The organism is Streptosporangium lutulentum (genome assembly GCF_030811455.1).
In the GTDB taxonomy this organism is placed as follows: domain Bacteria; phylum Actinomycetota; class Actinomycetes; order Streptosporangiales; family Streptosporangiaceae; genus Streptosporangium; species Streptosporangium lutulentum.
This window is the reverse complement of the sequence record NZ_JAUSQU010000001.1, coordinates 6,933,251-6,951,952: the sequence shown is the minus strand read 5'-3', so window position 1 is coordinate 6,951,952 and position 18,702 is coordinate 6,933,251. Positions and strand designations below refer to the sequence as shown.

16 protein-coding genes are annotated in these 18,702 nt (G+C 70.7%); 6 read left to right on the top strand and 10 right to left on the bottom strand.

The annotated features are described in order from the left end of the window. Positions 1–16: 16 nt before the first annotated feature. From J2853_RS30905 to J2853_RS30875, 7 genes are all read right to left on the bottom strand, one after another. Positions 17–1,408 (bottom strand): amidase, encoded by a 1,392-nt coding sequence (locus J2853_RS30905; protein WP_307564101.1) that lies wholly within the window; start codon positions 1,406–1,408, stop codon positions 17–19. A 92-nt stretch (positions 1,409–1,500) separates the two neighbouring features. Then, the gene (locus J2853_RS30900; protein WP_307564099.1) at positions 1,501–1,698 is read right to left on the bottom strand and encodes a type II toxin-antitoxin system antitoxin; all 198 of its coding nucleotides are present in this window, start codon (positions 1,696–1,698) and stop codon (positions 1,501–1,503) included. After that, complete coding sequence (locus tag J2853_RS30895) at positions 1,691–2,542, bottom strand: SPFH domain-containing protein (RefSeq protein ID WP_307564097.1); 852 nt, start codon at positions 2,540–2,542, stop codon at positions 1,691–1,693. Before J2853_RS30895 ends, J2853_RS30900 begins: the two co-directional genes overlap by 8 nt. Before the next feature lie 31 nt (positions 2,543–2,573). Continuing rightward, entirely contained in the window at positions 2,574–4,574 is a 2,001-nt protein-coding gene (locus J2853_RS30890; RefSeq protein WP_307564095.1) for a S9 family peptidase, read from the bottom strand. Between the two features lie 126 nt (positions 4,575–4,700). Next, positions 4,701–7,433, bottom strand: a complete 2,733-nt coding sequence (locus tag J2853_RS30885) for an ATP-dependent RNA helicase (protein ID WP_307568885.1) — start codon at positions 7,431–7,433, stop codon at positions 4,701–4,703. Positions 7,434–7,883: 450 nt separating this feature from the next. Beyond that, positions 7,884–8,555, bottom strand: coding sequence for a response regulator transcription factor (locus tag J2853_RS30880; protein WP_307564093.1), 672 nt, complete (start codon positions 8,553–8,555; stop codon positions 7,884–7,886). A gap of 22 nt (positions 8,556–8,577) precedes the next feature. After that, positions 8,578–9,777: a sensor histidine kinase gene (locus J2853_RS30875; protein ID WP_307564091.1), complete on the bottom strand. Its 1,200-nt coding sequence runs from the start codon at positions 9,775–9,777 to the stop codon at positions 8,578–8,580. A 466-nt stretch (positions 9,778–10,243) separates the two neighbouring features. Between J2853_RS30875 and J2853_RS30870 the strand changes: the two genes are divergently transcribed. From J2853_RS30870 to nadE, 3 genes are all read left to right on the top strand, one after another. After that, on the top strand, positions 10,244–11,788 hold the full coding sequence (locus tag J2853_RS30870; protein WP_307564089.1) for an alpha/beta hydrolase: 1,545 nt from the start codon (positions 10,244–10,246) through the stop codon (positions 11,786–11,788). After that, positions 11,785–11,970, top strand: a complete 186-nt coding sequence (locus tag J2853_RS30865) for a hypothetical protein (protein WP_307564087.1) — start codon at positions 11,785–11,787, stop codon at positions 11,968–11,970. The genes J2853_RS30870 and J2853_RS30865 overlap by 4 nt, the downstream gene beginning before the upstream one ends. An 85-nt stretch (positions 11,971–12,055) precedes the next feature. Beyond that, entirely contained in the window at positions 12,056–12,886 is an 831-nt protein-coding gene (nadE, locus tag J2853_RS30860) for an NAD(+) synthase (RefSeq protein WP_307564085.1), read from the top strand. Between the two features lie 24 nt (positions 12,887–12,910). Here nadE and J2853_RS30855 read toward each other — a convergent pair whose 3' ends face one another. Beyond that, entirely contained in the window at positions 12,911–13,381 is a 471-nt protein-coding gene (locus tag J2853_RS30855) for a winged helix-turn-helix transcriptional regulator (RefSeq protein WP_307564083.1), read from the bottom strand. A 96-nt stretch (positions 13,382–13,477) separates the two neighbouring features. Between J2853_RS30855 and J2853_RS30850 the strand changes: the two genes are divergently transcribed. Further along, positions 13,478–14,137 carry a DUF899 domain-containing protein gene (locus tag J2853_RS30850; protein WP_307564081.1) on the top strand — a complete coding sequence of 220 codons (660 nt, stop codon included), beginning with the start codon at positions 13,478–13,480 and terminating at the stop codon, positions 14,135–14,137. A 39-nt stretch (positions 14,138–14,176) separates the two neighbouring features. On the opposite strand, the gene J2853_RS30845 is transcribed toward J2853_RS30850, so the two are convergent. After that, positions 14,177–15,004 (bottom strand): undecaprenyl-diphosphate phosphatase, encoded by an 828-nt coding sequence (locus tag J2853_RS30845; RefSeq protein WP_442480524.1) that lies wholly within the window; start codon positions 15,002–15,004, stop codon positions 14,177–14,179. Positions 15,005–15,406: 402 nt separating this feature from the next. Here J2853_RS30845 and J2853_RS30840 point away from each other — a divergent pair, with 402 nt between their 5' ends. After that, entirely contained in the window at positions 15,407–15,898 is a 492-nt protein-coding gene (locus J2853_RS30840) for a SigE family RNA polymerase sigma factor (protein ID WP_307564077.1), read from the top strand. Beyond that, positions 15,895–17,034, top strand: a complete 1,140-nt coding sequence (locus J2853_RS30835; RefSeq protein ID WP_307564076.1) for a hypothetical protein — start codon at positions 15,895–15,897, stop codon at positions 17,032–17,034. The genes J2853_RS30840 and J2853_RS30835 overlap by 4 nt, the downstream gene beginning before the upstream one ends. Positions 17,035–17,169: 135 nt before the next feature. Here J2853_RS30835 and J2853_RS30830 read toward each other — a convergent pair whose 3' ends face one another. Further along, positions 17,170–18,657 carry a M28 family peptidase gene (locus J2853_RS30830; RefSeq protein ID WP_307564073.1) on the bottom strand — a complete coding sequence of 496 codons (1,488 nt, stop codon included), beginning with the start codon at positions 18,655–18,657 and terminating at the stop codon, positions 17,170–17,172. Positions 18,658–18,702: the final 45 nt, after the last annotated feature.

Here is an 18,702-nt window from a genome sequence, read left to right as displayed (position 1 = left end):
GGGGACCTGCGGTGCGTCAGCCGAGCGGGGCGTGGCGGGGCCAGGGGTGGGCGGCCTCCAGTTGCCCGGCGAGGGCCAGGAGCTGGGACTCGCCACCCGGGGCGGCGACGAGCTGGACGCCGATGGGCAGGCCGCTGGAGTGCAGGCCGTACGGGATGCTCATGGCGGGCCAGCCGGCCATGTTCCAGGCTCCGGTCACGGGGGCGTACGTCACGTTGGTGCGGACGTTCGCCAGGAGCCCGCGGCGACCCCAGCGCTCCGCGCCCGGAGGGATGGTGGCGAGCGTCGGGGTGACGAGCACGTCGGCGTTGCCGAACCACTGGTCGGCTCCATGGGCGCGCCAGCGGTCGCGGCCCGCCGAGCCGTCCATTCCCAGCCTGGCGAGCAGCCGGCCGGCCTTCGCGAGGGACCTGGTGCGACGCTCCAGCCTGCGCGGGTCGAGCCCCGCCGCGTTGGTCCTCGCGCACGTGAACCAGGTGGCGACCGTGGCGGTGCCGAGCCACGCGGGCAGCTGCTCGCCGTGGTCCACGACGGTGTGCCCCGCGGCGCCGAAGACCTCCGCCGCCCGGGTCACCGCGTTCTGGAACTCGGCGTCCACCGAGAATCCGGACGGCAACGGCATCGGCGCCACCGCGATCCGCAACGTCATCGGCTCCGACGGGATCAGCCCGCCCGGGTAGTCGTCGATGGTGCTGCCCACCTGGAGGGACTCGGTCTCGCCGGGCGTCGTCAGGGACATGTCTCCCGCCATGACGGCCAGGGCCAGGGCGAGGTCGGCCACGGTCGTGGCCAGCGGGCCGTTCTCCGACATCCCGTACCAGTCGTGTTCGGGCGACGGCACCACGTTCTGGCCGGGCTTGATCGAGACGACCCCGCAGCAGGCGGCGGGGATGCGCAGTGAGCCGAGCGCGTCGTTGCCGTGGGCCAGCGGGACCATTCCCGAGGCCACGGCCGCCGCGCTCCCGCCGGACGACCCGCCCGGGGTGCGCCCGAGGTCCCATGGATTGCGCGTCACGCCGTACACGCTGTCGGAGAAGCCGACCAGGCACAGCTCCGGAACGTTGGTGATCCCGACCACCACCGCGCCCGCCGCCCTGAGCCTGGCCACCACCGGATGGTCCTCGGCCGCGGGCGTGTCCGGCGTCGCCGCGGAGCCGTTGCGCGAGGCCTCGCCCCGGATCGCGACGTTGTCCTTGATCGCGATCGGCACCCCGGCGAGCGGCAGCCCGGCCAGATCCTCCCGCCCTTGCACGGCCCGCGCCTCGGCCAGTGCCTGCTCGGCGCGGACCTTGCGGAACGCCCCGATGCGCCCGTCTCGCGCGGCGATCGCGTCGAGGTGCTCCTCGACGACCATGGACGCGGCGACCTTCCCCCGTCGCACGGCCTCCGCGATTTCCACTGCGGACACTCCAACCCACGACATGAACCGAGTGTGGTCTGGCAACTGCGGAAGGGGAAGCGCCTCACGTCTCAATCAGATGACTTGTCCGGATCATGTGCTTAATCAGATGATTTGTTTGACTCATCCGCGTCATTCCGCTCGATCTGTCTGGGATCGCGGCCCAATCCCTTGAGCGCCAGGCGCAGAGCGTACTCCAGTTGCGCGTTGATGCTCCGCAGGTCGTCGGCCGCCCACTTGGCGATCGCGTCGTAGACGGCCGGGTCGAGCCTGAGCAGGACCTTCTTCCGCTCAGCCATAGATGCTGCCGGTGTTGATCACCGGCTGCGTCGCCCGATCGCCGCACAGGACCACCAGAAGATTCGACACCATCTGCGCTTTGCGATCCTCGTCGAGCTCCACGACGTCCTCCTCCCGCAGCTTGGTCAGCGCTAGCTGGACCATACCTACCGCACCGGCGACGATTTGGGTGCGCGCCGCGACGACCTGGGTCGCCTGCTGGCGGACCAGCATCGCCTGGGCGATCTCCGGCGCGTAGGCGAGGTGGGTGATCCGGGCCTCAAGCACCTCGACCCCGGCGAGCTGGGTGCGGTCGCTCAGCTCGACGGTGAGTTCGGCGGCCACCTCGGCGCCGTCGCGCAGGCTGGTGCGGCCCTCCTCGTGGGAGTCATAGGGATGCGTGGTGGCCAGGTGCCTGACGGCGGCCTCGGACTGGATCGCCACGTACTCCTCGTAGTGGTCCACGGCGAACGCGGCCTTGGCGGTGTCGATCACCTTATAGACGACGACCGCCCCGATCTCCACGGGGTTGCCGTCGGCGTCGTTCACCTTGAGCTTGGCCGTCTCGAAGTTGCGCACCCGCAGGGAGATCGACTGCTTGCTGGTGAACGGCACCAGCCACTGGAAGCCCGCCCGGTCCACCGACCCGACGTAGCGGCCGAGGAACTGGACGACCCTCGCCTCGTTCGGATTGATCACCGCGAACCCGGTGAACACGAATAACGTGACGGCGATCCACGCGGCCGCGGCGACGGTCTGCGCCGTCGCCCCCATCGGCAGGGTGACCGCGGCCAGGACGCCTCCGAGCAGGAGGAGCCCGACCAGTACGGCGAATCCACTCGTACGGAAAGCACGTCGTTCCATGAGTTCCACCTTTGCTATCGAAGTGATATCACTACGATAGCGCGCCGCCGGGCGTGGCGCGCGGCTTCGGGGGTGCCGGGTTTTCCTCGGCCGCGGGGGCCCGATCCGACGCGGGGTCGCCGAGCCACCTGCCGAACCACGCGCGGGTGCGCCGGAGCACATCGATCTGGTGGTTGCGCTCCTGGAAGGAGTGCCCCTCCCTCGGATAGACGACGAACTCGTGCTCGGCCCCGAAGTGACGCAGCGCGCGGTGGAAGAACGTCGCCTGGCCGAGCGGCACGTTCGTGTCGTCCTCGCCGTGCAGGATCAGAACCGGGGTGCGGATCTTCGAGGCGAAGGAGATGGGGCTGAGCCGGTCGTGGGGATGCGGGCCGGGCCCCTCCCAGCCGGCACTGCCGCCGAGCCCCGCCTCCAAGGTTCCCAGTTCGCCGGTCGCGACGAGCATTCCCCAGTCGCTGATGCCGGAGCCCATCAGCGCGGCCTTGAACCGGTCGGTCTGCCCGACCGCCCAGGCGGCCATGAATCCGCCGTGGCTCCCTCCGCCGATCCCGAGCCGGTCCGGATCAGCGACCCCGTCGGCGATCAGCAGGTCGATCCCGCTGACGATGTCGGTCCATTCCTCCAGGCCGACCCGGCCCGCGACCGCCGCCGCGAACGCGTGGCCGTGTCCCATACCGCCTCGCGGGTTGGGCAGGAAGACCGCGTATCCCGCGGTCGCGAGCCACTGCCCCGAGGGGAACCAGGCGAGATTGAACTCGTCGGCGTACCGGGCGTAGGGGCCGCCGTGCACCAGGGTGACGAGCGGGAACGGGCCGTCCTGCCGGCTCTTGCCCGCCGGCAGGATCAGGAGCCCGTCGAGGTCGAGGCCGTCGGACGCCTTGTACGAGAGGCGCTCCTGAACTCCCCACCTGACCGCGCGCAGTTCCGGCCTGGTGTCGCTGAGCCGGACGAGCCGACCGGCGGGCGGTCCGGCGTGAACGTTCTTCGGCTCGTAGGCCGTGCTCGCCAGCGCGGCGACCACCTCACCCGAGCGGCTCGCGGTGAGCGAACCGGCGAAGCCCTCCACGGAGGAGATCCGCTGGAACCGCCGTGCTCCGGGATCGAGCCGGTGGATCGCGGTGTCGAGCCCGTCGGCGAACAGCGCCAGCGGCGGGCCGTCCGTGACCTGTGCCAGGTCGGACGGGCAGACGGTCATACCGGCGGTCAGGTTGCGATGGTCGCCCGTGTCATCCGTCTCGTGCACGGTGACGTCGAAGACGGCACCGCCCCCGACCGGGCCGGGCGGGGTCACCGCCAGGTAGGCCAGGTGCCAGGTGCCGCCGGTTTTCCACCAGGTGGGCGAGGACGCCTCCAACTCGGTCCGGCCGAGATCCCGGACCTTCCCGCGCTCCAGGTCGACCACGTGCAACTCGGAGGTGAAGTCGACGGGGTCGAGGTCCGGGGCGGCCCAGCTGAGCACCGCGAGCGGGCCGCCGTCCGGACGCTGCGCCAGCTCGGCGACGTGCCTGTCACCGAGCCCGTCCACCACCCGGAGCTCGCGCGTGCCGAGATCGAGCAGCCGCAACCGGCCGTAGGGCACCCGCTCTCCCCACACCATCGCGTCGTCGCGCTCGGCCTTTCTGCGCTCGTCCTCCTCGGTCGGCTCGTCCGCGGCGACCACGGCCACCAGGTGGGCGTCGGCGAGCGGGAGATGACCGGAGATCCCGCCCTTCCAGGTGGTCAGGGCCTCGGCCTCCCCGCCGTCGAGCGATATGCGGTGCAGCTGGCGAGTGCCCCGCTCCACCCGGTCCGACAGGAAGAAGATCGACGCCGAGTCCGGCGCCCACCGGGGGAGGGAGTCCTTCGCCGTCCCCGCGGTCAGCTTCCTGGGGGGTGAGCTCCCGTCGGCGGCGACGACCCAGAGCGCGCCGGCAGGACGCTCCTTCCTTCCGACCGTGGTGACCGCGTAGGCGACCCAGCGGCCGTCCGGGGAGACCACCGGATTCAGGGGCATGGTGCTGTCCACGACCAGTTGCGGTGTGACTTCGCTCATCAGGTTCGCCCTTCCCGGCACCGGCAAATGTCCGCGCATTCTGTCACATGAAGGGCGTTTTATCCGGGTTTCCCGGCATCCTCGGTCGGCCGTGGCACCTGCCTTCCGGTCCGCGAACGCCGGGAGTCAGCGGCGTGGGTTGACGCGGCGGGTGGCGACGGCGGCCAGGGGGTCTTCCGGCCAGGGGTGCCTGGGGTAGCGGCCGCGCAGCTCCGCGCGGACCGCGCGGTAGCCCTCGCGCCAGAAGGAGGCCAGGTCGGCGGTGACGGCGGCCGGACGGCCCGCGGGGGAGAGCAGGTGGATCACCAAGGGGACCCCGGCGATGCGAGGGGCCTCGGCCCAGCCGAACAGCTCCTGCAGTTTGGCCGCCAGGACCGGCTGGTCGCCGGAGTAGTCGACCCTGATCCGCGACCCGCTCGGCACCTCGATCCGCTCGGGGGCCACCTCCGCCAGCCGGACGCTCCACGGGACCAGGCGGTGCAGGGCGGAGGTCACGTCGAGGCGCTCCAGGTCGGAGCGGCGGCGGGCACGGGACAGCTCGGGCTCCAGCCATCGGTCGGCGGCGTCGATCAGCGCGTCGTCGTCCGTCGCGGGCCACGGGTCGCCGAGCGTGCGGCGGCAGAAGGCCAGGCGTTCGCGCAGGGCGACGGCCTCGGGTGTCCAGCGCAGGATCGACAGGCCCTCGACGCGCAGGCCGTCCAGGATGGCGGGACGGACGTCGGCGTCGCGAAGCCGGGAGGCGGACAGCTCGATCGCGCCCAGCCGTTCCACCCGGCGAGCCGAGACGTCACCGCGTCGCTCTCCCGGCGGGATCCGCCAGCCGACCTCCTGCCCGCTGCTGTGGAGAGGGGCGGCGGCGAATCCGGCGATCTCCTCGTCGATCACCACGGCCTGTCTGACCCGGGCGGACGCGGCCCCGGTCGGCCGGTCCGCGACCGCCACGGCCAGCCACTCGGCCGTGCCCAGCCGTGATCCCCCCGGCAGCTCGGCGGCGGTTCCCGACGCCATCAGGTACGACCCGCCCCTGCGCCGGGCCACCCGCTCCGGATAGGCCAGCGCCACGACCAGCCCGGCCACGGCGTCGTCGCTCCACCCCGACCTCGTGCCCCAGCCGGGCGGCACGGAGACGCCGTTCTCCCCGGAAGGGCCCCGCCGGTCCTTCCGGGGGACGGCCCGGGCCAGCCGTTCCGTCTCCCGGCGCCACCGAGCGGAGAAACCGCCTCCGCCACCGCCCTGCCGGGCGGACCTCCAGACCGCGACCAGGTCGTCGCTCGCGTCACGGGGAAGTTGCTCGGACAGCAGCGCCACGACCTCGGCGGCCCGGGGGCCGACGTCGATCAGGGCCCGGGCCAGGCGGGGATGGACCCCGACCTCGGCCATCCGGCGTCCTCTGGCGGTGATCCGGCCGTCGGGGGCGCCCGGGGAGTCCGAAGCGTTCGGGGAGTTCGAGGAGCGCGCGGTGCCCGAGCCGCCCTGGGAGTGCGGGCCGCCGGGGGAGGCGAGGGCGCCCAGGGCGTGCAGGGTCCGCCGGGCGGCGTCCATCGCGGCGGGCGGGGGCGGGTCGAGCAGGGCCAGGCCGGTGGCGGCCGGGTCGCCCCAGCAGGCGGCCTGCAGGGCGAAGCCGGTCAGGTCGGCGAGGGCGATCTCGGGCTGGGCGTGCTCGGGGAGGCGGTCGTGCTCGGCCTGTGACCAGCATCGATACACCACGCCCGGCGCCTCGCGACCCGCTCGCCCGGCTCGCTGGGTGGCCGAGGCCCTGGACGCGCGGACGGTGGTGAGCGAGCCGAGGCCGCGGGCGTGGTCGGTGCGGGGCTCGCGGGCCAGCCCCGAGTCGACCACGACCCGGACGCCCGGCACGGTCAGGCTCGACTCGGCGACCGAGGTGGCGAGCACCACCCTCCGTTCCGCGGAGGGGGAGAGGACCGCGTCCTGGACATGGGCCGGGGCCTGGCCGTGGACCTGGAGGACGTCGACGCCGGCGAGCATCGCGGCCACCCGGCCGATCTCGCCGACCCCCGGCAGGAAGCACAGCACGTCCCCCTCCTGCTCGGCCAGCGCACGCCGTACGAGGTCGGCGACGTGAGCCAGGAAGGCAGGGTCCACCCGCAGACCGTGGGGAGGGGCCACGGGCCTGGTGGGCGGAGCCCAGATCGGCGTGACCGGGTGCATGGTGCCGGAGGCGTGCACGATCGGCGCCGGGCCGCCGGGACCGTCCGAGGTGCCGGAGTCCGCCGGGCGGCCCGGGGAGGCGGAGCCGGTCGAGTCGGCTGGACGACTCCGGGAGGCGGCGTCGCCGGAATCCGGGTGACGGGCCGGGGGAACGGCGTCGCCGGAGCCGAGCAGCCGGGCCCAGGGGGTGGCGTCGGCGGTGGCGGAGGTGGCGATGATCCGCAGGTCGGGACGGAGGGTGGCGCGGACGTCGAGGAGGAAGGCCAGTGCGGTGTCGGCGTCCAGATGGCGTTCGTGGCACTCGTCCAGCAGGACCACGTCCACCCCGTCGAGTTCGGGATCGCGCTGGAGCCGCTGCAGGAGGACGCCGGTGGTGACGACCTCGACGAGGGTCTCCGCGCCGACCCTGCGCTCGCCGCGGATCGAGAATCCGACCTCCGCGCCCACCGTCGACTCCAGCAGCCAGGCCATCCGCTTGGCCGCGGCCCGTACCGCCATCCGCCGGGGCTCGGCCACGATCACCCGTTTCGGCGGCGACCCGTCGAGGAGCCCGGCCAGCGCGATCGGGACGAGCGTGGTCTTGCCGGTGCCCGGAGGGGCGGTGAGCACGGCGACGCCACGCCGCTCCAGGGCCTCGGTCAGCTCGGGCAGGACATGACGGACGGGCAGGTCGTACCAGTCGGAACGCACCCGACCAGTCTCCCCGAGTTCGGTGACCCGCAGGACGGCGCCGGTGTCCACCCCGGCGCCATGGAGATCCTCAGGGCGGTGGGCTCATACGGCCTCCGCCGTCTCGACCCCGGCTCCGGGGAGCCACCTGCGTCGTAACGCGGAGACCGCCGCCTCGCGATTGCGTGGCGGGCTCCGTCCGGCCTTCGGTGCGGGGCTGCGCGCCCTGGGTGCCTCCCGCGTGGGAGTCGTCTTCACGACCTCACCCGGGAGGGTAGGTCTGATCGACGGGGGAGAGCCGGCCGAGGGTCAGCGCCTTCGCGCCGCCGACGGCCGGGGTCATCGGCGACGTTGCAGCCGTGTGCCACCGGCAGCGCGGTGGGGGCACCGCCCCTGGCCAGGGCATCCGAACCTTGCGTCGGATCGGATGCTTCAACGGCGGGGACCGCTGAACCCCGTGGAATCGATCATCTAGGGATCTTCCGGCCGGGCCGCCTGGAGATAGGTGAGGACCGCCAGGACGCGCCGGTTGCCGTCTTGGGCTTGGAGACCGAGCTTGGCGAAGATGTTGCCGATGTGCTTGACCACCGCGCCCTCGGTAACGTGCAGGCCCGCGGCGATGTGGGCGTTGCTCTCCCCGGTCGCCATCCGGCCCAGGACCTCGCGTTCACGCTCACTGAGCGTGTCGAGCGCGTGAGGGCGCCCGGAGGACATCAGGTGCCCGACGACCTTGGGGTCGATGACGATACCGCCGCCCGCGATGACGTCGAGGGAGTGCATGAAGTCGGTGACCCTGCCGACACGGTCCTTGAGGAGATAGCCGGCGCCGCCGCCGCGAGGCCCGTTCGCGGGCTCGGCGATCAGTTTGGCCGCGTAGGCGTCACCGAGATACTGCGACAACACCAGGATGCCGATCCCCGGATGCTCGGCGCGGATCGTCAGCGCGGCCCGCAGACCGTCGTCGAGGTTACGCGGGGGCATCCGCACATCGGTGATCACGACGTCGGGACGGTGGTCGGAGACGGCCCGCAGCAACTCGTCGGCGTCTTCGGCCGCGTGCACGACCTGGTGGCCGAAGCGTTGCAGCAGGGCGGTCAGACCTTCCCGCATCAGGGCCGCATCTTCGGCTATCACTACACGCATGGTGCCATTGTGCGACATGTGATCAGTACGGGCGCGGGATGTCGGCGATGATCCTGGTCGGCCCGCCCGGTGGGCTGTCGACGATGAGCTCGCCGGACAGCAGGGAGGTCCGTTCGTACATGCCGACCATCCCGGTGCCGTGCGCCGAGTTCGCGCCGCCGAGGCCGTCGTCGGACACCGTCAGCATGATCCGGTCGAATGTCGCTGCCAGCTCGATGTGAATGTGGTCCGGCGTCGCGTGCTTGATCGCGTTGGTGACGGCCTCGCTGGCGATGTAGTACAGCGACGACTCCACCGGCAGGGCGAAGCGCCCGACGCCCTCGGCGTCGACCGTGGCGTTGATGGGCACACGCCGTGCCAGCTCGCGAAGGGCGGCGCCGAGCCCGTCGTCGATCAGGGTGCGTGGCCGCAGCCCGTGCACGACGTCGCGCAAGGTGTCCAGCGCCAGCTCGGTCTCCCGCCGGACCGCCTCCAGCGACTCCAGTGCCGAGTCCTGCTCCGGCCCCGGCGGGAACGTCTCGCGTACATCCAGTTCGAGCATGCCCAGGCGCATCGCCGAGGTGGCCAGGTGCTGCTGGGTGCCGTCGTGCAGGTCGCGTTCGATCCGCTGCCGCTCGCCCTCGAACCGGTCGAGCTCGGCGATGTTGGCCCTGGCCAGCGACGCCACCTGCGTCTGCAGTTCCTCAGCTCGGGGCGACAGCAACGCCGTGGCCAGCGCCCCCTGGACGTAGGCCAACAGCGTCACCGCGTACGGCGAGGCGACCACGATCAGCAGCCCCACCGGCACCAGGAGCGGCGCCTGTGAGGGGTCCTGTATCAGCGGCGTGTCCACGCCCGCCAGCACGAACACCGCCACGATCGCCGCGAAGACCAAGGTGGTGCCTGTGATCAGGGCGACGAAGGAGAACAAGCCGATCAGCATGTGCGCCAGCGCGAACGCGATCTCACGCCACAGCAGCGGCTCCTGCAGGCCGGGGAGCCCGGCTCCCGGCGGGCGGCCGGGGATCGGCCGGAACCCGGCCAGCCGCACCCGGTGGCGCTCGGCGGTGGCGATCCAGCGCGCCCAGTAGGGGATGGTGCCGATGAAGGTGAAGGCCAGCAAGGTGAAGATCCAGAGCAGGGCGCCGATCGCCAGATACGCCAGCGACGTCCAGGGCCAGCGCGTGAACCAGAATCGGACGGGGGACCTTCGCAACGCGGTCAGTGCCGCAGAGTGGTACATGCCTGGAGACGCTACGCATCGCGGGATCTTCGGGCAGTGAGGGTGCCCGGACTCTTCCGAGTGGGCTTTCGCCTACCTCGGCCCTCGACATACCTGTAGTGACCGCGGGCGGGGCCGTGCGGTGCGATGAACGCATGGCATCCACCCCCGAGGCCACCGCCGAGCGGCTGACCAAGCCACCGCCACCGGCCTGCCCCTCACCCCCGCGATCGACCTGCGCCAAGCCCTGACACCGTGCGCCGTCGCGCTCGCCGGCCTGATGGCGGCCATCACGGTCTCGGCCATCACCGCCCTGCGAGGCGACGCCCGGCAACTCCTCGCCCCCACCTGAACCCCGCCCGCCGGCCAGGAACACCCGATCTTGAGCGCTGACGTCGAACCTGGCCCACACCGACGGCGCTCACCCGCGGCAGCCATCAACCAGGAGTTGCCAGATGGCCCACTCCCAGACCCGTAAGGACCCTTCGTGCGAAAACCCGTTCTGATCACGGTCCTGCTCGCGCTCCTTCTCCCCCTGCTCGCCGCACCACCCACGGCTGCGGCCTCGGCCATCGCCCCACCAGCGGCTTCCGCCGCGATCACGTGGACGCCATGCGCGGAGAACTCCGCCGTCGAGTGCGGCACACTGACCTTGCCCGTGGACTGGAACATCCCGAGAGGCGAGACGTTCGAGCTGGCGCTCGCCCGCCGCAAGGCCACCGACCCGGCCGCCAGGATCGGCTCCCTCGTCGTCAACCCCGGCGGGCCGGGCAGCTCCGGCGTCAGCGCCGTGTTCGAGGAGACGTTCGGCTTCACCTCGGAGATCACCAGCCGCTTCGACGTCGTCGGGTTCGACCCGCGTGGCGTCGGACGCAGCCATCCGATCCTGTGCTCGGTGGCCCTCGCCGGACAAGCGCCTGAGGTCATCATGCGCAGCCAGGCCGACTTCGACCGGTGGCTGGCCTACAACGAGCAGGTCAGGCGGGACTGCCGAGCCCGTACGGGGCCGCTGTTCGACCACGTCGACACCGGTAGCGTCGTCCGCGACCTGGACGCCCTGCGCGCCGCCCTCGGTGACGACAAGCTCACCTACTACGGCCTGTCGCATGGCACCCTGCTCGGCCAGCAGTACGCCGAACGCTTCCCCCACCGAGTACGCGCCCTGGCCCTCGACAGCAACGTGGACCACAGCCTCGACACCGCCGCGTTCCTGAGGGGCGTGGCGTGGACCGCCCAGGACTCCTTCGACGAGTTCGTCACCTGGTGCGCCAAGGACACCGCCTGCGCACTGCACGGCCAGGACGTTCGCGCGTTCTGGAGGAACCTGCGGGCCCGCGCCGACCGGGGCGAGTTGCACATGCCCGGCCGGCCCGGCACGCCGCTTCCTCGGATGACCCTTGAGAACGAGGTGATCGGCGCTTTCTACGGGCCCTACTGGAAAGAACTGGCGGAGGTGCTGGTGGCGATCGACACCAGCACCGCGACCCCGCAACTGATGTCAGCGGCTCCCGCACGGGCGGAGGAGACGTACAACAACACCGTCCAGATCATGTGCCAGGACTTCGATCTGCCGATCCACGACTACCGCGAGTACCACAGCCACCTGCGCACCGCGGCCAAGATCGCGCCGGACATGCGCTACGGCCCCAGGGCGATGTTGCTGACCGTCAACTGCCTGGGCCAGCCCACGATCCCAAACCCGCAGCGTCGCCTGCACGTTGACGCGCCCCTGACGCTGCTGCTCGTCAACGCTCTCCACGACCCCGCCACCGGATACCCGTGGGCGGTGAGTACCGCGCGGCAGATCGGCCGGGAGGCCAGGCTCCTCACCTACGAAGGCTGGGGCCACCACATCTACGGCCGGGGAGAATGCGTCACCAGCGCGTTCGACCGCTACCTGGTGTCGCTCACCGTGCCCGCCAAGGGGGCGCGGTGCGCCGCCGTACCGCCGGACCAGGCATCCGGCCTGCAGGTCGGCCTGCCGGGCTGGACGGCTCGACTGCCAGGGACGGATCCGGGCCGCGGCTCTTGACGGGACCGCACTGCTACGACCCCGACGACACGTTGATCGGCAAGCTGCCGCTGCTCGAATCAGCCAGTACCCTGACCTTCGGTGGAATCAGGCGAAACAACCTGTTCATCACCAAACCGGCCGGGGATCTCTACTCCATCCGAGGGACCTTCGCGGGCGCGAAGCGAACTCTCCCCACTTGATCACCGGCTGTCGATCCAGTCGCGCCTGTGGCCCCGGCCGACGGCGCGTGCCGACCAGGCCCACCGGGCCGACCGAGGAGCAACCGTGACCGATACGGCGTCCATATCCCTGCAGCAGGAGATCGCTCGGGATCTTCAGGTGAGCGTGTCCTTCGATGTGCGGCAGGAGATCGAGCGCCGGGTGGCCTTCCTCGCCGACCAGCTGACCTCCACGGGCCTGCGCTCGTTGGTGCTGGGCATCAGCGGCGGTGTGGACTCCACGACCACGGGCAGGCTGTGCCAGCTCGCGGTCGAGCGAGTCCGTGCCACCGGGCGGGAATCGACGTTCTTCGCGATGCGGCTACCGTACGGTGCCCAGGCCGACGAGAAGGACGCACAGCTGGCGTTGGAGTTCATCCGGCCCGACCGGGTCCTGACCGTCGATGTGAAGTCCGCCAGCGACGCCGCCCTGGAGGCGGTGCTGGCCGGCGGCACGGTCTTCCGCGACGCGCACCACCAGGACTTCTCGCACGGCAACATCAAGGCCCGGCAGCGCATGATCGCTCAGTTCACGGTGGCGAACGCGCACGAAGGACTGGTCGTGGGCACCGACCACGCCGCTGAGGCGGTATCCGGCTTCTTCACCAAGTTCGGCGACGGCGCGGCCGACGTGGTTCCGCTCACCGGCCTCACCAAGCGGCGCGTACGGGCCGTGTCGCAGGCTCTGGGTGCGCCGTCCGCGCTGATTCACAAGACCCCGACCGCGGACCTGGAGACGCTGAACCCGGGCAGGTCCGACGAGGAGGCGCTCGGCGTCACCTACGACGACATCGACGACTTCCTGGAAGGCAAGCCGGTCGACGAGGCCGCCTTCGCGGCCATCGTCCGCCGCTACCGGCTCACCGACCACAAGCGGCGGCTGCCGATCGCCCCCTGAGTCTCTCGCCGACGCGGGCGAGGTTCAGGCGGGGGCAGCCTCGGCCTCCGCCCCGGGGCCGGGCAGCACGTCGACGTCGGTGGCGCGCATCGGCAGGTCACACACCGAGCAGTGCAGCTCGACGTGGCTGATCTCGCCGCAGGCGTGGTGCCGGTAGAGCACCGGCGGGCCGGTCTCGCCCGCCGTCCACCGGTCGCCCCAGCGCACCATCACCAGCAGCAGGTCGCACAGCTCCAGGCCCTTGGCGGTGAGCGTGTACTCGTGGCGCGGCGGGCGGCTCGAATACTCCTGCCGCTCCAGCACGCCGTTCTCGACCAGCCACCTGAGCCGCTCGGCGAGCACCTTGCGCGAGATGCCCAGACTCTGCTGGATCTGCTCGAAGCGGGTGATGCCGACGTAGACGTTCCGCAGGATCAGCGGCGACCACGGCTCGCCGACGACGTCCAGGGTGCGGGCGATCGAGCAGGCCATGTCGCCGAACCGGGTTCGCTGCATGAGTCCAGTTTAGGCGAAAGGGTTCCCTGAGGAAACGCTCTCTTGTTATCGTCGGAGTCGTCAGTTCCTTGAGGGAATGCTCTGGAAGGGAACATCATGAACCGTCCCCGGGTCGTCTCGGCGCAGGAATGGCAGGTCGCGCGGGACGCGCTGCTGGTGAAGGAGAAGGAGCACACCCGCGCGCTGGACGCGCTGGCCGCCGTACGGCGCAGGATGCCGATGGTCCGGCTGGACAAGGACTACCGATTCACCGCGCCCGACCGCACGGAGGTCGGGCTCGCGGACCTGTTCCAGGGCCGCCGCCAGCTGGTCGTCTACCACTTCATGCTCGAACCGGGCCAGGACTGGCTCTGCGGTGGCTGCGCCTCGTTCACCGACAACATCGCCGACCAGTCGCACCTCAACGCCCGGGACACCACGTTGATCCTCATGGCCCGCGCGCCGCAGGAGGAGATCGACCTCGTCCGGAAGCGGATGAACTGGACCGTGCCCTGGTACTCCTCCTACGGAAGTGACTTCAACGACGACCTCGGCCTGGGCGGAGGCTTCGGGCTGAGCGTGCTGCTGCGCGACGGCGAGGAGTTCTTCCGCACCTACTTCACCAACGGCCGCGGGGTGGACCGGCTCCGGCTGGACTTCAACCTCCTGGACCTGACCCCGTACGGCAGGCAGGAGGAATGGGAGGACTCACCGGAGGGCTGGCCGCAGGACCCGACCATGAGCTGGCTGAGAGTGCGCGACGAGTACGGGGTCTAGCCGCTCCCCGGAGGCGAGAGCGGGGGACCGCTGAGAGGTCTAGGCGTTGGGGGTCAGGACGCCGAAGGCCACCAGGCCGATGATGAGGAGGCCCAGGGCGATCCGGTAGATCACGAAGCCGGTGAAGCGGTGGGTGCTGATGTACTTCAGGAACCACGCCACCGCGGCGTAGCCCACGATGAACGAGATCACGGTGGCCAGGATCGTCGGACCCCAGTCGGGGGCCTTGCCCTCGCCGATCTCGAACAGTTCCAGGAGGCCGGAGGCGAGCACGGCCGGGATGGCCAGCAGGAAGGAGTACTTCGCGGCCTCCTCGCGACGGTAGTCCAGCAGCAGACCGGCGCTGGTGGTGCCACCGGAGCGGGAGACGCCGGGGATCAGGGCGAGCGACTGGGCGAAGCCGTAGACCAGCGCGTGGGTGAAGCTGAGGTTCTTCTGCAGCGTGAGCTTGTTGCGGGCGGTGCGGTCGGCGAACCAGAGGATCAGGCCGAAGACGATCAGCGTGGTGCCGATCAGGCGCAGGTCACGGAAGGCGGTTTCGATGGAGTCCTTGAAGGCCAGGCCGAGGATGGCGATCGGGAGGGTGCCGACGATCAGATACCAGCCCATCCGGGCCGCGTGGTGGCTGCGAAGGGCGGGGGTCCACAGTGCCCGGACCCAGGTGGAGATGATCTCCCAGAGCTCCTTGCGGAAGTAGATCACCACCGCGGCCTCGGTGCCGAGCTGGATCACCGCGGTGAACGCGGCTCCGGGGTCCTGCCAGCCCGCCAGGGCCGATACGACCCTGATGTGGGCACTGGAGGAGATCGGCAGGAATTCCGTCAATCCCTGAACGAGCCCGAGGACCACCGCTTCGAACCAGCCGATCAACTTATGCACCTTCCATACCAGCACGTACGTGACTAGGCGAGGCTAGCGGAGTGATAGGACGCCTGTGACTCGGCCATTCGGTTGAGGCTGTCGAGCGTGACGCGGTCCGCATGAGGTGGGTGTGAAACGCGGTTCGCGTCGGGTGAGGGCGCGGAATGACCCTAATGGATGTTTGTCTTCTTCTGTGGATATTTCTGTGATCAAGGGGCCGGGATTTCGCCGGCTCCGGACGGCGGGTGAGCATGACCACCGTCCCGCGATATTCCCGCGATCGGACGGGTCGGATTTCCGCTGAGACGATATGGCCCGGCTCCAGGACGAAGAAGATTCGGCGCCGCTGTGAACCGAACCGGTCGCCTCACCGGTAGTCATCCTCGGAGTGCCGAGGCGGAGGTAAGGATGACCGATTTCACGGAGTACGTCGCGCAGCGCCACGAGCGCCTGCGAAGAACGGCGTACCTCCTCACCCGGGACTGGGCGATCGCCGAGGACCTGGTGCAGACGGCGCTGGCCAAGGCCTGGACCGTCTGGCGGCGGATCGACGGCGACCCCGACCCGTACGTCTACCGAATCATCGCGAACACGCACGCCTCCTGGTGGCGGCGGCGCTGGCGGGGGGAGGTCCCCACCGAGGTCCTGCCGGACCAGGCGATCGCGAGGGACTTCACGAGTGACATCGGCGACCGGGACACGTTGTGGACGGCGATCGGCACGCTGTCGGGTCGTCAGCGCGCGGTGGTCGTCCTGCACTACTTCGAGGAGATGCCCCTCGTCCAGGTGGCCGACGTGCTCGGGTGCTCGGTCGGGGCGGTGAAGAGCCAGCTCGGCAGGGCTCTCACCCGGCTCAGGGTCGATCAGGGGATTCAGGCGATGACGGGAGCGGAGCGATGAGCCACACCGAGCACGACCTCAAGGAAACGCTCGCCGAGCACAGCGAGGGCGGCGGCGGGGGCACCGCCCGGCTGGAGGAGATCATCGCGAGGGGCCGGAGAATCCGGCGCCGGCGCAGGTGGGCCGCCACCGGGACGGCGGTCGCGGCGCTGGCGGTCGTGGCGGTCCTGACGCCGGTGCCGCTGCCCGGCGGCGGGGTGACGGACGCGCGGATCGCGGCCGAGGTGCGGGAACCGGAGGGAGAGGGGGTACGGCTGGCGGGCGCGCGCTTCGAGAACGTGGGAAAGGCAGAGACGATCTCCTTCACCCCGAGGAGCGACAGGACGTCCTACCGGGTGAGCTGCGCCGGTCCGGTCCAGGCCTTCGTGCGTTTCGGTGACCAGATCGATCACAGCAGATGCGGAAACGAGCAGGCGCTTGGGAGGCACGCGATCGGCAGGCTCGAAGGAACGAAGGAGGGAATCACCGCCAAAGTCGAGGTGTTCACCGTGCCGGACTCACAGGTTCCGGCGGATATCACGGCGGAGAAGGAGCTCTCCAGTGAAGACTTCGACCGGGTGCTGGCACAGGCCAGGACGGGATCAGGCCTCTGGGAGATCGCGATCCACGACGGTGGCGTCTCCACCCGGTCCTGCTCGCCGGACATCTGCCTGTACAGCGGCACGACGCTCGCGACGAAGGGCGAGCGGAACCTGGCCGGCCTGCCCAACAGCCATTCGGTCAGAGGCGGTTACTTCACCGAGACCAAAAAGAGATTCTCGGTCAAGACCGTGGTGGACGGACCGGGTCAGGTCTACGTCAGGTGCGAGGGCGAGGACATGTACGCGTTCATCTGGGCGAGCGAGGGCGTGCTCGCCGTCGCCCAGCCCTGCGGGGCCAAACCGGCGAAGTGGGAGTTCCAGGCCAACGGGGGCGGAGTCCTGGTCGCGGTGGTCCGGCGCGATCAGGTCCCGAGCGAGGTGGACTTCATGCGGGACCTTCAGACGGGGGCGGCGAAGGCCAAGCAGCTCCTCCGGACGCTGAAGTCCGAGCCGGGAAACTGGGAGGTCTCCGTCCAGCGGTGGGATGAGCCCGAGTCGAAGGTGAAGAGATCCGTCGCCCCCGACGGGACGATCACCTCCTACTTCACGCGCTGATCTCCCGGATACGGCTCCCGCCTCGCGAACGGAGGCGGGAGCCGTGTCGCACGTCGTCATCGGGTGCGGCCGGCGCCCGGCCGCCCGGGCTTGCGGCCCGCGTTCTCGGGGACGCGGGCCGCACCTGGTGCCCGGCTACCGAGTGATCTTGACGTCGTCGATTCCGGCCTCGACCAGGGAGGCGCCGGAGGCGTCGCCGGCCTCGATCAGGATGCGGACGCTCTGCCCGGCGAAGGCGGAGAGGTTGGCGGTGGCCGTGGCCCAGGCGCCGTTGCGGTTGGAGGCCGCGCCGAGTTGCTGGAACACCTGGGTGGTGGTGGAGCCGACGACCCGTACCCGCAGGAAGTCGGCGCTGGAGGCGTTGGAGCCGTGTGCCAGATACCAGGAGAACGACAGGTTCAGCGTGCCGGTCGGCAGGGTGATGGCGGGTGAGCGGACGCTGGTGGTGCCGCCGTCGAGGTCGTAGTCTCCGGCGGCCGTGCCGGCCAGGCGTCCGGTGACCAGGTCGTTCGTGCCGCTGACCGTGGTGCCGAGCTGTTTGGCGCCGCTGGAGGTGGTCGCCGCGGGGTCGCCGCGTTCCCACGCGCCGAGGGTGGCGGTGTCGGTGCCGCCCGGGTTGACCGTCCAGCCGGTCGCCGTCTCGAAGGTGTCGGAGTAGACCGTCGTCGGCTGGGTGGGCGGAGTGCCCGTGGCTATCGTCCACACCGAGTAGGCGATCGCGTCGGCGTTGCGGTTGAGCGCGGTGTCGTTGACGTTCGACGTGGTGTCACACGCCCGGTGGTAGCAGGGGTCGAACGCCTGCCCCGCCGTACCGCCCCAGAGGGTGGCCTGAGCGCTGGACTTGATGCCCTCCGCGCCGGTGAAGGTGCCGCCCGCCGGGATTCCGACGCTGATGAACGGCCCGTAGTCGGAACGGCCGTCGAAGTCGGTGCCCCGCGTGGGCACGCCGATCGAGGAGAAGTAGCTCTGGAGCGTCGCCTCCAGCTGCGCCGAGCCCGCCGGGCCGGGGCCCGAACCGGTGCCGTCGGAGTTGTCGCCGTCGTAGAGGAAGTAGCCGGGGTTGGACGAGCCGACCATGTCGAAGTTGAGGTAGCCCTTGATCCTGGCTCGCTCGGCGGCGGGGAGGTTGTTCACGTAGTACTGGGAGCCGCGCAGGCCCAGCTCCTCTGCTCCCCACCAGGCGAAACGGAGGTGCTTGGTCGGGGCCAGCGCCTGGCGGGAGACCTCGAGCGCGGTCTCCAGGATCGCGGCGCTGCCGGAGCCGTTGTCGTTGATGCCCGGCCCCACGGTCACGCTGTCGAGGTGCCCGCCGACCATGAGGACGTCGTTCGGGTCACCGCCCGGCCAGTCGGCGATGAGGTTGTAGCCGGTCGCGCCGCTGTAGGTGAACGGCTGGAGGGTGGTGGTGAACCCGGCGCCGTCCAGCAGGCCCCTGACGTAGTTGACCGAGGCGAGGTACCCCGGGCGGCCGTGGGCGCGGTTGCCGCCGTTGGCGGTGGCGATGGACTGGAGCTGGGTCAGGTGTGCTTTCACGGCGGTCAGGGAGATGTCCGGTGGGACGGCGGCCGACGCTGCCGTTGTCGGTGCGGTGAGTGCCAGTGGGATGGCCAGGATCACTGCCATGCCAATGGTCCACGGACTGCGCATCATGCTCCTCGGGTCGGGAGG